A 14,529-nucleotide genomic window follows, 5' to 3' on the forward strand; every position below is an offset into this window, starting at 1 on the left:
GTCCATTGTGACCGAGAACGCTCCGCAGCAGACCACCGACCTTCCGGGTGCCTGGGACCCGGCCGCCGAGGAAGCACCGATGTACGACCGCTGGGTAGCGGCCGGGTACTTCACGGCCGACGCCTCGTCGGGGAAGCCGCCGTTCTCGATCGTACTGCCGCCGCCGAACGTCACCGGTTCGCTGCACATGGGCCACGCCCTCAACCACACGTTGATGGACGCGATGAGCCGCCGCCGGCGCATGCAGGGCTACGAGGTGCTCTGGCTGCCGGGCATGGACCACGCCGGTATCGCGACGCAGAACGTCGTCGAGCGCCAGCTGGCCGGCGAGGGCCTTTCGCGCCACGACCTGGGCCGCGAGAAGTTCGTCGAGCGCGTCTGGGAGTGGAAGGCCGAGTACGGCGGCAAGATCCTCGGCCAGATGAAGCGCCTCGGCGACGGCGTCGACTGGTCGCGCGAGCGGTTCACCATGGACGAGAACCTGTCGAAGGCCGTCCAGACGGTGTTCAAGAACTTCTTCGACGAGGGCCTGATCTACCGCGCCGAGCGGATCATCAACTGGTGCCCGCGCTGCCAGACGGCGCTGTCGGACATCGAGGTCGACCACAACGACGACGACGGCGAGCTCGTGTCGATCCGCTACGGCGACGGCGACAACGCGATCGTGGTCGCCACCACCCGCTCGGAGACGATGCTGGGCGACACCGCGGTCGCCGTCCACCCGGACGACGAGCGGTACGCGCACCTGGTCGGCACCGAGGTCGAGCTGCCGCTGACCGGCCGCCGCATCCCGATCGTGGCCGACAAGCACGTCGACCCCGAGTTCGGCACCGGTGCGGTGAAGGTCACCCCGGCGCACGACCCGAACGACTTCGAGATCGGCCGCCGGCACGACCTGCCGATGCTGACGATCATGAACGAGCGCGCCGAGATCACCGCGCCCGGGCCGTTCGAGGGCCTCGACCGGTTCGAGGCGCGCCCGGCGGTCGTCGCCGCGCTGCGGGAGGCCGGCCGGATCGTCGCCGAGAAGCGCCCGTACGTGCACGCGGTCGGGCACTGCTCGCGGTGCGACACGGTCGTCGAGCCGCGGCTGTCGCTGCAGTGGTGGGTCAAGGTCGAGGAGCTGGCCAAGCTGGCCGGCGACGCGGTCCGCGACGGCCGGACGAAGATCCACCCGCCGGAGCTGGGCAAGCGGTACTTCGACTGGGTCGACAACATGCACGACTGGACGATTTCGCGCCAGCTGTGGTGGGGTCACCGCATCCCGGTCTGGTACGGCCCCGACGGCGAGGTCGTGTGCGTCGGCCCCGACGAGCAGCCTCCGTCGGGCGCGGGCTGGACGCAGGACCCGGACGTCCTGGACACGTGGTTCTCCTCGGGCCTGTGGCCGATGTCGACGCTGGGCTGGCCCTCTTCTTCGGAAGATCTGGCCAAGTTCTACCCGACGAGTGTGCTCTCGACGGGCTACGACATCCTGTTCTTCTGGGTCGTCCGGATGATGATGTTCGGCGTCCACCAGATGCAGGGCTCGCAGCCCTTCGACCACGTCTACCTGCACGGCCTGATCCGCGACGCGCAGGGCAAGAAGATGTCCAAGTCGCGCGGCAACGTGATCGACCCGCTGGAGTGGATGGACGCCTACGGCGCGGACGCGACCCGGTTCACCCTGGCCCGCGGCGCGAACCCGGGCGCGGACATGGCACTGGCCGACGAGTGGGCGGCGGGCTCCCGCAACTTCTGCACGAAGCTGTGGAACGCGACGAAGTTCGCGATGATGAACGGCGCTTCGGTCGATGCTCCGCTGCCTGCTGCCGGGGACCTGACGGAGGCGGACCGCTGGATCCTGGGCCGCCTCGGCGCGCTGGTGTCCGAAGTGGACGGCCTGTTCGAGGACTTCCAGTTCGCGAAGGTGGCGGGCGCGCTCTACCAGTTCACCTGGAACGAGCTGTGCGACTGGTACCTGGAGCTGGCGAAGGTCCAGCTGTACCAAGGGGAACCCTCGCGCGTCTCGGCGACCCGCGCTGTCCTCGGCCACGTGCTGGACACGGTGCTGCGGCTGCTGCACCCGTTCATCCCGTTCATCACGGAGAAGCTCTGGACGGCGTTGACGGGTGGCGAGTCGCTGGTCGTCGCTTCGTGGCCCGCCGCTCCTTCGGGTTATGCCGATGCGGTGGCCGACACCCGGATCGCGGACGTCCAGAAGCTGGTGACGGAGATCCGCCGCTTCCGCGCGGACCAGGGCCTCAAGCCGGGCCAGAAGGTGGCGGCGCGGCTCGCGGGGTACACCGGCGGCCACGAGGAAGCGGTCCGCTCGCTGGTCCGGCTGACGGCGCCGGCTCCGGAATTCGCGGCGAGCGCGTCACTGGAGGTGGCACTGGCGGACGGCGTGGTGACGGTGGAGCTGGACCTCTCCGGCACGGTCGACGTCGAGGCGGAGCGCAAGCGCCTGCAGAAGGACCTGGCGGCGGCCCAGAAGGAGCTGACGCAGACGGAGGCCAAGCTCGGCAACGACGCGTTCATCGCGAAGGCCCCGGAGCACGTGGTCGAGAAGATCAAGGCGCGCAAGGAAACGGCGGTCGCGGACATCGACCGCATCACGGCCCGGCTGGCGGCGCTCCCGGTCTCCTGAGGTTTGTGGACAGAAGCCCGGCACTCTCCTGCGGAGTGCCGGGCTTCGTCGTACCGCTCCGGTAGCGTGGAAAACGGGGGCTGCTCAGCCGGCGTCGATGGCCCGCGCGGCTTCGATCAGCGCCACCAGTTCCGGGGTCAGCCGCCGGTCCGAGGGGGTCGCCAGGGAGGTCGGCATCCGTGGTGACGGGTCCGTCAGCGGCCGGAACACCACCCCCGGAACCGGCAGCAGCTTGGCGTGCGCCCGGTAGAACACCGTCCAGTGTGGACGGCCGAAGCCCAGCGTCCCCAGGGTGTCCTGCGCCGTCGTGAACTCCTTGCCCAGAACCGGTTCGAACCCCGCTTCCCGGCAGCAGGAGAGCACCAGGTCGAACAACGGCCGGTTCCGTTCCGGTGAGCTGATCCGCAGCGGCAACGGCGCCAGGGAAGCGAACGGAACCACGTCCGAAGCGGCCAGTGGGTGGGAATCCGGCAGCGCGACCCAGACCTCGTCCGTCCACAGAGGAGTGAAGTCGAGGCCGGAAGCGGGCCACGAACCGCGCACGATGGTCGCGTCCAAGGAACCGTCGCGGACTCGTTGCAGCCGTTGGGGAGTCGGCGCGTGGACCAGCTCCAGCTGTGCCGAAGGTGCCAGCCGCGCGAAGGCTCCGAGCAAGAGGTCCAAGCGGTCGCCCAGACCCTCGCTCGTGCCCAAACGCACCAATGCCGCCGAGGCCCGGAACTCCGCCACCGAATCCGCCGCCCGGCCGGCCGCCGCCAGGACCGCCCGTGCGTGCGGCAGGAACCGCTGGCCGGCCTCCGTCAGAGACACGCTGCGTGTCGTCCGCCCGAACAGCGGGACATCCAGTTCCCGCTCCAGCCGCCGGACCTGCTGGCTCACCGCGGGCTGGACGATGTGCAGCCGCTCCGCGGCCCGCCCGAAGTGCAGCTCCTCGGCGACCGCCACGAAATACCTGAGCTGACGAAGCTCCACGGCGTCCCCATTCATCAGTGTTCGTGATGAGTGTAGGAGCGGACTGCTCATCGAAAAGCACGCGCCCGGGCGGTTGGCTCGTGCCATGCCCTACTTGGACGTCAACGGAACCCGCCTCCACTACGAAGACGCCGGCACCGGCCCCGCCCTGCTGCTCCTGCACGGCTGGGGGACCAGCGGCCGCGTCTGGTACTCGTGCCTGCCCGATCTCGTGCGCGACCACCGCGTCGTCACCCTCGACTGGCGCGGGTGCGGCCGCTCGGACCACCCGGCCGACGGCAACACCATCGACGGCGTCACGGCCGACCTCGTGAAGACGATCGAGGCGCTGAAGATCAAACCCACGGTCGTCGGGTCGAGCATCGGCGGCGTCTTCGCCACCGAGCTGGCCCTCGCCCGGCCGGACCTCGTCGACCACGTCGTCGTGGTCGACGGCCCGGGCTACTGGCCGAGCACCGGCATGCTCGACCAGATTCATGACCTGCGTAAACAGCTCGCCGACGATCGGGCAGGCACGGTGGCGGGCTGGGCGCCGGGCTGGTTCGCCGCGGGCGCCGCGCGCGAACTCGTCGACTGGACCGTCCGCCAGCTGCTCGACTCCGGCCCTTACATCGACGAGCTGTTCACCGAATGCACCACCTACGACCCGCGGCCCCGGCTCAAGGGCCTCGCCGTCCCGATCACCTACCTGCACGGCGAGCTGGACGCCCAGATCCCGCTCGAGGTACCGCGCGGCTGCGCGGCGGAGACCCCCGGCGCCCGCGTGCACGTGCTCGCCGGCTGCGGGCACGTCCCGCACCAGGAAAACCCGCGCGCGTTCACCGCCGCGCTCCGGACCATCGCCGCCTGAAGGGAACGACCATGCCCAAAGTGACGCTCGGAGACACCGTCGTCCACTACGACCGGACCGGCGACGGCCCGGCGCTGCTCCTGCTGCACGGCACCGCCGCGTCCCGCGAACAGTGGGAACCGCTGACCACGCAGGCGAGCGGCTTCACCGTCCTGGCTCCCGACTTCCCCGGCTCCGGCCTGACCACCGACGACGGCGGCCCGATCACCGTCGAAGCCCTCGCCGCCCAGGCCGAAGCCGTGCTGGACCACTCCGGGGCCGGCCCCGCCCACGTCGTCGGGCACTCGCTCGGCGCGGTGGTCGCGGCCCAGCTGGCCGGCACCCACCCGGACCGGGTGCGCTCGGCAGTGCTGCACGCCGCCTGGCCGGTCACCGACGTCCGGCAGGACGCCGAGTTCCGCTACTGGCTGGACCTGCTCGAAACCGGCACCTTCGCCCGCATGCTCCCGCTGATGGCCTTCGGCCCGCGCTACTGGGAGCAGACCACGGCGGAGGGCAACGAGCAGCTGGTCAAGACGCTGGAAACGGTGATCCAGCCCGGCGCGGACCGGCAGATCGAGGCCGACCGCGCCGTCGACCTGCGGCCGGTGCTCGGGCGGATCACCGCGCCGGTGCTGGTGCTCGGCAGCGCGCACGACCGGCTCGTCACGGCGGACCAGCAGCGTGAGCTGGTCGCCGCGATCCCGGACGCGCGCGCCGCCGAAATCGACGCGGGGCACGGTGCTCCGGCCGAGCTGCCGGACGAGTTCGCCCGGCTCGTGCTGGACTTCGTCAGCGCAATGCCTTGAGCACCACCGCCGCCACGCCGGCCATTCCCGCCTTCACCGGGTGGTACGCGGCCGCCGCGAACACGTCCTGGTCCTTGCCGTTGATCCACGCCGAGCCGCCGCGGGCGCACGCGTCGTGGCCGCGGGAGGGGCCGTACGTGTCCACGAACTCAGCGTCGCCGTTCGCCGCGGCATCTTCGAGGGCCTGGTTCAGGTCGCGCTCGACCTGGTTCAGCCAGGCGTAGTCGCCGTCGGCGAACGGCAGGACGTCCGGGCAGTAGCCGTTCTCCGGTGCGATTCGCGGGTAGCCGACGACGAGCACCCGCGCGCCCGGTGAGCGCTGGCGGATGGCGCCCAGCGCCGCGTCGATCCGCGGCCGGATGGTGCCGATGACCGTCTTCACCGTGTCGACGCCGTTGGTCGCGAAGTGCTCTTCGCAGGGGTTGCCCGTGGGGTCGCTCGGCCGCAGCCCCGGGCACGTCGTGACCAGCCGGTCGAAGAGGTCGAAGTCGTTGCCGCCGATGCCGACGGTGACCAGGTCGGTGTCGAGGCGCAGGGCGTCCAGCTGCGGGGCGTTCGTGCCGTTCAAGGGCACCTGCTGGGGGCGGGCCAGGTCGGTCGTGTCGGCGCCGGCGCAGCTGACGTCGGTGAACGCGCCGACGTGCAGCGCCGCCGCCACGACCGACGGGTAGTTCGCCGTCGAGCGCCCGCAGCCGAGCGGGTCGAGCCGCTGGGCCGGGATGAACGGCCCGGAGGTGTACGAGTCGCCGAGGGCGACGTAGTGGTGGAACCCCGCCGTCGCCGACGCGGTGGCCGCGGTGGTCAGGAGGATGGCTGCCGAGGAGACGGCGACGAGCAGCCGGGTGATGCGCATGAAGACCCCGTTCTGTTCCGGTTACGCTGCCTCCACATCTAGCGAGCGCCGGACAGTGGCGGGACGGACTTCACCCGCCAGTCGGGTCACCGTCACCTTGCTCACGGTAAGTGATCAACGTCCGCCAGAACAGCAACGGCCGGACCGTGCTCCCGGGCAGCAGCCGGGCCGCCTCACGGCGCACCTCGGCCAGCGTCGGGAAGTCGTCGGCGACCGGCGCCTTCGGACCCGGTTCGGGACCGCCGTTCAGCCGCTCGCCCGCGTAGACGACCAGCCGCGCGAGCGCGTTGACCGGGACCGCCGCGACGGCCCGCGCCCAGTCCGCGGGCGTGCTGGGTCTCGCCAGGCCGAGCACCACGAGCACGCCGCCCGGCACCAGCGCGCGGCGCAGCTTGGTGACCGTCTCGAACGGCATGTGGTGCAGGGACGCCAGGCACGAGACGTAGTCGTAGTGCCGCTCGGGCAGGGCGTCGGTGGTGACGTCGGCCCGCCGGTAGACGATCTCGCCGGGGCCCGGCGACCCCAGCCCCGCCGCCGCCTCGACCATCGCCGCCGAGACGTCGACCGCCTCCACCGCCATGCCGGTCGCGGCCAGCCGCCGGGCGAACCGGCCGGTGCCGCACCCGACGTCCAGCGCGATCCCCGGTCCCGGCGGCAGCAGATCCAGCAGGAGCGGGTGGTAGTGGTCGTTGTGGTTGAACGGCATGCGTCGAGAGTGCCACCGGTGGCGCACGTAGACTCGTCTGGTCAGGTGAATCCCGGTCCGGAGGAGAGTCAGTGCCGCAGGATGAGACAGGTCGCAGGCCGGACCTGTCGGATCTGGACAGCTTCGCGGGCGTCGACGAGCTGGAGTCGTCGGGCTACGAGGAGTCCGACGACCACGACCCGGAACTGGACGCCCGCGACACCGCGTTCGAGGCGGGCGGCGGCGCGCGCGGCGGGATCGGCGGCGTCGGCCAGCTGGGCGACAACCTCGCCACCGGCCCGGTGCCCGACCTGGCCGTGCCCGAGGAGACCGAGCTGCACGAGCTCGACGACCAGGGCGCACCCGAGGTCTACGGCAGCCCGGACGGCCCCGAGGCGCGGCGCGAGCTGATGGCCGTCGAGGCCGAGCTGAACCAGCGCTGGCCGGAGACGAAGATCGAGCCGTCGCTCACCCGCATCTCCGCGCTGACGCAGCTGCTGGGCGAGCCGAACCGCGGCTACCCGGTGCTGCACGTCGCCGGCACGAACGGCAAGGGCTCGACGGCCCGGATGATCGACGCGCTGCTGACCCGGATGGGCCTGCGCGTCGGCCGCTACACCAGCCCGCACCTGCAGCTGGTCACCGAGCGGATCGCACTCGACGGACGGCCGATCTCCGCCGCGCGCTACGCCGAACTGTGGCAGGACATCGCGCCGTACGTGTCCATGGTGGACGGTGCGGCCGCGGACGGCGTCGCGATGAGCAAGTTCGAAATCCTCACCGGCATGGCGTTCGCCGCGTTCGCCGACGCGCCGGTGGAAGCCGCCGTGCTCGAAGCGGGACTCGGCGGCGCCTGGGACGCCACGAACGTCGCGGACGCCGACGTCGCCGTCATCACCCCGATCGGCCTCGATCACGTCGAGTACCTCGGCCCGGACATCCTCGGCGCGGCGCGCGAAAAGGCGGGCATCATCAAGCCCGGCTCGGTCGCGGTCATCGGCGAGCAGGACCCCGAGGTGCTGAAGGTGCTGCTGGAGCGCACCGTCGAGGTCGACGCCGCGGTCGCGCGCGCCGGCAGCGAGTTCGGTGTGCTCGAGAAGGAGATCGCCGTCGGCGGGCAGCTGCTGAAGCTGCAGGGCCTCGGCGGCGTGTACGACGAGATCTTCCTGCCGCTGCACGGCGCCCACCAGGCCGCGAACGCCGCGCTCGCGCTGGCCGCGGTCGAGGCGTTCTTCGGCGCGGGCAAGGACAGGCAGCTGGTCGTCGAGGCCGTGCGCGAGGCGTTCGCCGAAGTCGAGACGCCAGGACGGCTGGAGCGCGTCCGCTCGGCGCCCACCGTGCTGCTCGACGCGGCGCACAACCCGCACGGCGCCCGCGCGCTCGCGACGACCGTGGCCGAGGAGTTCGCCTTCCGCCGCCTGGTCGCGGTGGTCGGCGTGATGGCCGAGAAGGACGCCCACGGCATCCTCGAGGCGCTGGAGCCGGTCGTCTCCGACATCGTCGTGACGCGGAACTCCTCGCCCCGCTCGATGCCGCTGGAAGAGCTGAACCAGCTGGCGATCTCGGTGTTCGGCGAGGACCGCGTGGTCGCCGAGACGGACCTGGAGACGGCGATCGAGACCGCGATCGCGCTGGTGGAGACCAGCGACGACCCCGAAGAACCCCTGGCGGGCGGTGGCGTGCTGGTCACCGGGTCGGTGGTCACCGTGGGCGAGGCGCGCACGCTGTTCGGGAAGGAGCCGGCGTGACCGCTCAGGACGCACCCAAGCCGAAGGACCCGATGAAGGGCTTCCGCGGCGTGATGTCGGGGACGCTGATCATGGAGGCGATCACGGTCGCCCTGGCGCTCCCGGTGGTCGACAAACTTGGCGGCGGGATCTCCACGGGCACCGGCTGGACGGTCATCGCCGTGGCCGTCGTGCTGCTGCTGACCTGCGGGTTCGTCAAGCGGACGTGGGCGGTGCCGCTCATCCTCGCGCTCCAGGCGGTGCTGATCGCGCTGGTGTTCTGGCTGCCTGCGATCGCCGTGCTCGGCGCGATCTTCCTGGCGGTCTGGCTGTGGCTGCTCTGGCTGCGCCGCGACGTCGCCCGCCGCATGGCGGCCGGAACGCTGGCGAGCCAGCAACCCCAGCCGTGACTCACGGGTGCGGCGCCGCTTGGCAGGCCCGCACCTCGGTGGTGAGCGCGTCGAGCGCGTGAAGGCGCTGGAGACGGGGTGTCGAAGCCGTACACCAGGGGCCAGGCGGAACAGGACTGCCGCGTCGAGCCGGTGCACCGCGGGCCTTCAGATACCGCCGTCGCCGACGTGAGCCGAGCCTGGACGCCGCCTCACCGAAACCTTCGAAGAGCTGCGCGCCCTCTCGGCGGAGGCGGGCACCGGGTCCTGATGCCCGCCTCCGTGCGGGAAACGTCAGTGCAGCACGACGGTCCGCAGCGCGGGTGAGCGCAGGATGTCGGCCTCGCAGAAGCGTTCCTTCACCCACTCACCGCCGCTGTAGAGCTTCGTCTGGTCGCTGAAGTACGGCGACTTCGGGTTGGCCGACTGCGAATACGTCAGCAACGTCGACGAGTCCGGGCACGCGCGCCCGCTGAACCCGACCACCTGGAGGTAGCTGGAGCCGTGCGCGACCTCGGTGTTCCCGTGCGCCGGGTCCCACTGCGGCGTCATCACGTTCAGCACGCCGAGGAAGCCCTGGGCACCGTGGATGGGGATGCGCTCGCCGTTGCGGGTGACGGACTGGCCGTCGCGCAGCGGTGCGTCGGGCGAGAGTCCCGCCGCGCGCAGCTCCGCCAAAGCGTCGCCGAACGCCTTCTGGAGGCCCGCGTCGCCGACGTTGAGCGTGTTCGGCGTGGTGAGCGGCGCCTTCGGGTCGAACGGCACGGTGAACCGGGAAACCCCGCCGAGCCGGATGGCGAACCGTTGGAACAGCAGCGAACCGCGGCTGTCGAGGGAATACGTGTGGTCCCAGTTCGCCAGCGCGGCGCACCCCGGACCGACTGGCACCGGGCCGGCCGACGACGGTGCCAGCCCGTCCGGGAACGACGCGCACAGCTTCGCCAGATCCGCCGCCGCCAGGTCGGCGAACAGGCTGTGGTCGGCGAAGAGCATCTGCTTCATCGAGTCCGTGGTGAACCCGCCCCGCTCGGCGGTGAGCAGCGCTTCCCGGGTCCGCGGATTGCGCTCGGTGGCCTGGTCGCCGACGATGTGCGGATACCCCGTGATCGGCGCCTTCGCGTTCGCCAGCCAGGCGCTGTCGTTCGTGTTCAGCTCGTAGTCACGGCGCTGCTGCTGCGGCAGCCTCGACGGCGCGAAGATCCCCGGCTCGACCGCGCCCGGGTCGGAACCCCATTGGCAGGACGACTTCGCACCGTCCAAAATGGCCAGTGCGTCGCCGGGGAACGTCTGCTGGCCCAAGGGAGTGCTGCACCTCGCCGCCAGCTCGTCGGTGACGTGCGGGACGACCTGGATGTCGGCGTAGAGCGCGTTGCCCGCCCGGTCGGTCGCGATGGTGTTGACCCACGGCACGCCCTGCGTACGGCTGAGCGTGCCGACGATGTCGGCCGTGCTGCGGGCCTGGTCGAGCTCGATCCACGTGTTCAGCCCGCGCAGGTTGGTCGCGTTGGCGTCGCGCAGCGCGTACGCCGACTTCGCCGTCCACGGCACCGGGAAGCCGCCGACGTCGTTCAGCACCGGCCCGTACCGCGTCGCCCAGAAGGTCTGGCGGACCGGCTTCAGCGAGCCGTCGGCTTGGCGTACCTGGACCGTCACGTCGCGGGAGGTCATCTTCTCGGCCTTGCCGTCGACGAGGTACGTCGTCGGGTCGCCGGGCGTCAGCGGGACCTCGAACAGGCCGAACGTGACCGGTGTGGACACCGTGTGCGTCCAGGCCGCGTCCGCGGTGTGCCCGATCATCACGAACGGCATGCCGAGCAGGCTCGCCCCGGCCACGTCGACCCGGCCGGGAATGGTCAGCTGGCTCTGCCAGAACCGCCGTCCGTCGTGCCACGGGTAGTGCGGGTTGCCGAGCAGCACACTGCCCTTGCCCGCCGCGGTCCCGTCGCTGCCGATGGCGATGCCGTTGCTGCCGAGGCCGCCTTTGCCGAGCCCGTCGCGCAGGCTCGCGGACAGCTGAGCGGCCGTCCCCGGGCTCGCGGCCGCCGTGCCGGACGGGGGCGTCGCGAACAGTCCTTCGGTGACGAAGCCCAGGCCACCGGTGACGGCGATGGAGTAGAAGTGCCGGTAGAAGTCCTGTTCGGTGATCGGCCGGACCCAGTCCGCGCCGCGGCAGGCCGGATCGGTGATCCCGGACCGGCCGGTGCGGGCCAGGAAGGCGTTGAACCCCTTCACGTAGCCCGAAACGATCTGCCGGACCTCGGGCCGCGGCCCCTGCGGCGCCGGTTGCGCGACCAGCCGGTCGGCCACGCCGGAGTCGTTGATCTGCTGGAAGAACAGGTCGCTGTGCAGGTTGTTCTTCGCCTCGGACAACGACGGGTAGCCCTCGCCGTCCGGGCCGAAGTACCGCGACCGCTGCGCGCTCACCGTGACGTAGATCTTCGCGAGTTCGCAGACGTTGTCGGTCGCCGCCGCGTAGCCGTACCCGTAGCCGAGGCCGCCGAAGTCCTTGGCGACGATGTGCGGGATGCCGTGTTCGGTGTAGCGGACAACGGCTTTCGCGCCGTCTTCGCCCGCCGAAGCCACCCCGGTGCCGAGCGTGGTCAACGACAGCACCGCCGCGGCAACGGCCAAGCCTTTCCTGAAGTGCGTCATTCGTACCCCCTTGTCGTGATCGCCACGCTACCGACGGCGATAACTCCCGGGTATGGGGGAAAACCCCAGTATTCGTTCACCCGCGCGCAAACCGGCGTTGGCCGCGGCGGGATAGAAACCGCGCATGACCGAACCGACCCATTCCCGCCGTTCCCTGCTCAAGGCCGGCCTCACCGGCGCGTCCGCTGTCGCCGCGGGCCTCGTCCTGCCGTCCACGGCCTTCGCCGCGGCCCCGCTCGTGCGCGGCGGCCGGCCCGTGCTCACCCACGGCGTCCAGTCCGGGGACGTCACGCCCGGCTCGGCGATCGTCTGGTCCCGGGCGGACCGGCCGTCGCGGCTGGTCGTCGAGATCGCGCGGGACCCGTCGTTCCGGCACGCCCGCCGGGTGCCCGGCCCGCTGGTGGGCCCGGACAGCGGCGGCACCGGCAGCGTGCGCGTCGCCGCCCTGCAGCCCGGCACCGAATACCACTACCGCGTCACCGCCGAAGCACTCGACGGCCGCACCACGAGCGAACCGCTGACCGGCCGGTTCGCCACCGCGCCGGTCGGCCGCCGCGACACCCGGATCCTGTGGTCGGGCGACGTCGCCGGCCAGAACTGGGGCATCAACCCCGCACTGGGCGGCATGACGATCTTCTCCGCGATGGCCGCCCGCTGCCCGGACCTGTTCCTGCACAGCGGGGACACCGTGTACTCCGACGGCCCCCTGACCGAAAGCGTCACCCTGCCCGGCGGCCGGACCTGGCACAACGTCGTCACGCCGGAGAAGTCGAAGGTCGCCGAGACCCTCGACGAGTTCCGCGGCCAGCACGCCTACAACCGGCTCGACGGGAACTTCAAGCGCTTCGCCGCGCAGGTCCCCGTCTACGCCCAATGGGATGACCACGAAGTCCTGAACAACTGGTACCCGGGCAAGATCCTCGACAACCCGGCCTACACCGAAAAGCGCGTCGATGTCCTCGCGCCGCGGGCGTACCAGGCGTTCCACGAGTGGCACCCGATCGACTCCCGCCAGGCCGTCGACGGCCGCGTCTACCGCAGCTTCCGCTACGGCTCGCGGGCCGAGATCTTCGTGCTGGACATGCGGACCTACCGCAACGCCAACACCGCGGACCAGACCAAGCCGGGGTACATCCTCGGCGACGCGCAGGCCCGCTGGCTGGCCGACGCGCTCGGCCGCAGCACCGCGACGTGGAAGATCGTCCAGGCCGACATGCCGCTGGGCCTGGTCGTCCCGGACGGCACCGCGATCGAAGCGGTGGCGAACAACCTGCCGGGCGCACCAGGTGGCCGCGAGACCGAGCTGGCCTGGGTGCTGCGGGAGATCCAGCGGCGCCGGGTGCGCAACGTCGTCTGGCTGACCGCGGACGTCCACTACACGGCGGCGCACCACTACTCACCCGACCGGGCGGCTTTCCAGGACTTCGACCCGTTCTGGGAGTTCGTGTCCGGGCCGCTGAACGCCGGCGCGTTCGGTCCCAACCAGCTCGACCCGACGTTCGGCCCCGAAGCGGTGTTCGTGCACGCCCCGCCGGCGGCGAACACGTCCCCGATCGACGGCTTCCAGCACTTCGGCGAGCTGAACATCGACGGCGCGACCGGCGACCTGACGGTGGACCTGCGCGACGCCACCGGTGCGTCGCTGTGGTCGAAGAAGCTGCACCCGCAGGGCCGCTGAGCAGGGTCGGCTACGCTCACGCGCACCGACACAACGACACAAACCGCACCAAGGAGAAACACCGTCGTGACTGAACGCACGCTGATCCTCGTCAAGCCCGATGGCGTCGCGCGCGGCCTCGTCGGCGAGGTCCTCTCGCGGATCGAGCGCAAGGGCCTGAAGCTCGCCGCCCTCGAGCTGCGGACCGTTCCGCAGGCACTGGCCGAGGAGCACTACGCCGAGCACAAGGAGCGTTCGTTCTTCGGCGACCTGCTGGAGTTCATCACTTCGGGCCCGCTCGTCGCCATCGCCGTGGAGGGGCCGCGCGCGATCGCCGCGTTCCGCCAGCTCGCCGGCGGTACCGACCCGGTCGAGAAGGCCACCCCGGGCACCATCCGCGGCGACTTCGCGCTGGAGACCCAGTACAACCTGGTGCACGGTTCGGACTCACCGGAGTCGGCCGAGCGCGAGCTGAAGCTCTGGTTCCCCGACCTGTGACCGGCGCCGGGGCCACGTTCGCGTGGCCCCGGTTCCTCCTTCCGGAGCACCCATGACGACGATGCCGTTCCCGGCCCGCGACTACCTTCCCGTGCTGCGGGAGCTGACGGGTGCGTTCGCCGGGCAGCTGCGCGCGGCCGACCCGGCCGCGGCGGTGCCCGACTGCGCCGGCTGGACCGTCACCGATCTCGGGACGCACCTCGGCAACGTGCACCGCTGGGCCGCCACGGTCGTCCGGACCGGGGACGCGCAGCCACAGAACTTCGGCGCCGACGTCGGCGCCGACCTGGCGTCGTGGTACGCCGAAAGCGCGCGGCTGCTGCTCGACGCGCTCGACGCCGCGGACCCGGAAGACCCGTGCTGGCACTTCGGCGGCACTCCGAAGACGAAGTCCTTCTGGTTCCGCCGCCAGGTCCACGAAACCGCCGTCCACCTCGCCGACTCGGGCAGCGACCACGTGCTCGACCCGGCCGTGGCCGCGGACGGCGTCGACGAGGTGCTCGGTGTCCTCATGCCGCGGGTGGCCCGGTGGCACCCCGTACCCGAGCTCCCGCATCCGGTTTCCTTGCGGGCCACCGACACCGGCGACGTCTGGACCGTCCACCCCGGCGAGCCGCCCGCGCTCGGTCCGGCCGCGGACGGCGCCGCGACGGTCGAGGCGCCCGCCCGGGCACTGCTGCTGCGGCTGTGGAAGCGCACCGGGCCTTCCCCCCACACCGCCGGCGCCGCCGCCGCCGCGTTCCTCGCCACGCCCCTGACGCCCTGATGGTGTTCTAGACCATTCAGGCGGCGTTCACCGGGAAGCCTTCCCCCGGCCGTGCCACTGCGC

At 71.4% G+C, this 14,529-nt stretch carries 12 protein-coding genes; 8 read left to right on the plus strand and 4 right to left on the minus strand.

Going from position 1 to position 14,529, the window contains the following annotated elements:
- Positions 1-7 precede the first annotated feature (7 nt).
- Complete coding sequence (locus tag A3CE_RS0139590; RefSeq protein ID WP_020645644.1) at positions 8-2,629, plus strand: valine--tRNA ligase; 2,622 nt, start codon at positions 8-10, stop codon at positions 2,627-2,629.
- Between the two features lie 84 nt (positions 2,630-2,713).
- Here the strand turns inward: A3CE_RS0139590 and A3CE_RS0139595 are convergent, their stop codons facing one another.
- Complete coding sequence (locus tag A3CE_RS0139595) at positions 2,714-3,616, minus strand: LysR family transcriptional regulator (protein ID WP_245589659.1); 903 nt, start codon at positions 3,614-3,616, stop codon at positions 2,714-2,716.
- 70 nt (positions 3,617-3,686) lie between these two features.
- Here A3CE_RS0139595 and A3CE_RS0139600 point away from each other — a divergent pair, with 70 nt between their 5' ends.
- Both A3CE_RS0139600 and A3CE_RS0139605 read left to right on the plus strand, forming a co-directional pair.
- Complete coding sequence (locus A3CE_RS0139600; RefSeq protein WP_020645646.1) at positions 3,687-4,451, plus strand: alpha/beta fold hydrolase; 765 nt, start codon at positions 3,687-3,689, stop codon at positions 4,449-4,451.
- Between the two features lie 11 nt (positions 4,452-4,462).
- On the plus strand, positions 4,463-5,239 hold the full coding sequence (locus A3CE_RS0139605; protein WP_020645647.1) for an alpha/beta fold hydrolase: 777 nt from the start codon (positions 4,463-4,465) through the stop codon (positions 5,237-5,239).
- Here A3CE_RS0139605 and A3CE_RS0139610 read toward each other — a convergent pair.
- Complete coding sequence (locus A3CE_RS0139610) at positions 5,223-6,092, minus strand: SGNH/GDSL hydrolase family protein (protein WP_020645648.1); 870 nt, start codon at positions 6,090-6,092, stop codon at positions 5,223-5,225. The two genes, A3CE_RS0139605 and A3CE_RS0139610, sit on opposite strands and share 17 nt — an antisense overlap.
- A 70-nt stretch (positions 6,093-6,162) precedes the next feature.
- Positions 6,163-6,798 (minus strand): class I SAM-dependent methyltransferase, encoded by a 636-nt coding sequence (locus A3CE_RS0139615; protein ID WP_020645649.1) that lies wholly within the window; start codon positions 6,796-6,798, stop codon positions 6,163-6,165.
- A gap of 71 nt (positions 6,799-6,869) precedes the next feature.
- On the opposite strand from A3CE_RS0139615, the gene folC reads away from it, so the two are divergent.
- Positions 6,870-8,525, plus strand: a complete 1,656-nt coding sequence (gene folC / locus A3CE_RS0139620) for a bifunctional tetrahydrofolate synthase/dihydrofolate synthase (protein ID WP_020645650.1) — start codon at positions 6,870-6,872, stop codon at positions 8,523-8,525.
- 32 nt (positions 8,526-8,557) lie between these two features.
- Entirely contained in the window at positions 8,558-8,914 is a 357-nt protein-coding gene (locus A3CE_RS0139625; protein WP_051183968.1) for a DUF4233 domain-containing protein, read from the plus strand.
- 273 nt (positions 8,915-9,187) lie between these two features.
- Here the strand turns inward: A3CE_RS0139625 and A3CE_RS0139630 are convergent, their stop codons facing one another.
- Positions 9,188-11,545: a penicillin acylase family protein gene (locus A3CE_RS0139630; protein ID WP_026469310.1), complete on the minus strand. Its 2,358-nt coding sequence runs from the start codon at positions 11,543-11,545 to the stop codon at positions 9,188-9,190.
- A gap of 124 nt (positions 11,546-11,669) precedes the next feature.
- Here A3CE_RS0139630 and A3CE_RS0139635 point away from each other — a divergent pair, with 124 nt between their 5' ends.
- The 3 genes from A3CE_RS0139635 to A3CE_RS0139645 all read left to right on the plus strand — a co-directional run bounded on the left by A3CE_RS0139635 (position 11,670) and on the right by A3CE_RS0139645 (position 14,466).
- Positions 11,670-13,223, plus strand: a complete 1,554-nt coding sequence (locus tag A3CE_RS0139635) for an alkaline phosphatase D family protein (protein WP_020645653.1) — start codon at positions 11,670-11,672, stop codon at positions 13,221-13,223.
- A 66-nt stretch (positions 13,224-13,289) separates the two neighbouring features.
- Complete coding sequence (ndk, locus tag A3CE_RS0139640) at positions 13,290-13,700, plus strand: nucleoside-diphosphate kinase (RefSeq protein ID WP_020645654.1); 411 nt, start codon at positions 13,290-13,292, stop codon at positions 13,698-13,700.
- A gap of 52 nt (positions 13,701-13,752) precedes the next feature.
- Positions 13,753-14,466, plus strand: a complete 714-nt coding sequence (locus tag A3CE_RS0139645) for a maleylpyruvate isomerase family mycothiol-dependent enzyme (RefSeq protein ID WP_020645655.1) — start codon at positions 13,753-13,755, stop codon at positions 14,464-14,466.
- Positions 14,467-14,529 lie beyond the last annotated feature (63 nt).

It is taken from the genome of Amycolatopsis balhimycina FH 1894 (genome assembly GCF_000384295.1).
Taxonomy (GTDB): domain Bacteria; phylum Actinomycetota; class Actinomycetes; order Mycobacteriales; family Pseudonocardiaceae; genus Amycolatopsis; species Amycolatopsis balhimycina.

Excerpts from the sequence above, each read along its gene's own strand:
- A3CE_RS0139600 (WP_020645646.1), top strand. The coding sequence starts at position 3,687 with ATGCCCTACTTGGACGTCAACGGAACCCGCCTCCACTACGAAGACGCC.
- A3CE_RS0139615 (WP_020645649.1), bottom strand. The coding sequence starts at position 6,798 with ATGCCGTTCAACCACAACGACCACTACCACCCGCTCCTGCTGGATCTG.
- A3CE_RS0139605 (WP_020645647.1), top strand. The coding sequence starts at position 4,463 with ATGCCCAAAGTGACGCTCGGAGACACCGTCGTCCACTACGACCGGACC.
- A3CE_RS0139610 (WP_020645648.1), bottom strand. The coding sequence starts at position 6,092 with ATGCGCATCACCCGGCTGCTCGTCGCCGTCTCCTCGGCAGCCATCCTC.
- A3CE_RS0139630 (WP_026469310.1), bottom strand. The coding sequence starts at position 11,545 with ATGACGCACTTCAGGAAAGGCTTGGCCGTTGCCGCGGCGGTGCTGTCG.
- A3CE_RS0139635 (WP_020645653.1), top strand. The coding sequence starts at position 11,670 with ATGACCGAACCGACCCATTCCCGCCGTTCCCTGCTCAAGGCCGGCCTC.
- A3CE_RS0139645 (WP_020645655.1), top strand. The coding sequence starts at position 13,753 with ATGACGACGATGCCGTTCCCGGCCCGCGACTACCTTCCCGTGCTGCGG.
- A3CE_RS0139595 (WP_245589659.1), bottom strand. The coding sequence starts at position 3,616 with ATGAATGGGGACGCCGTGGAGCTTCGTCAGCTCAGGTATTTCGTGGCG.
- A3CE_RS0139625 (WP_051183968.1), top strand. The coding sequence starts at position 8,558 with ATGAAGGGCTTCCGCGGCGTGATGTCGGGGACGCTGATCATGGAGGCG.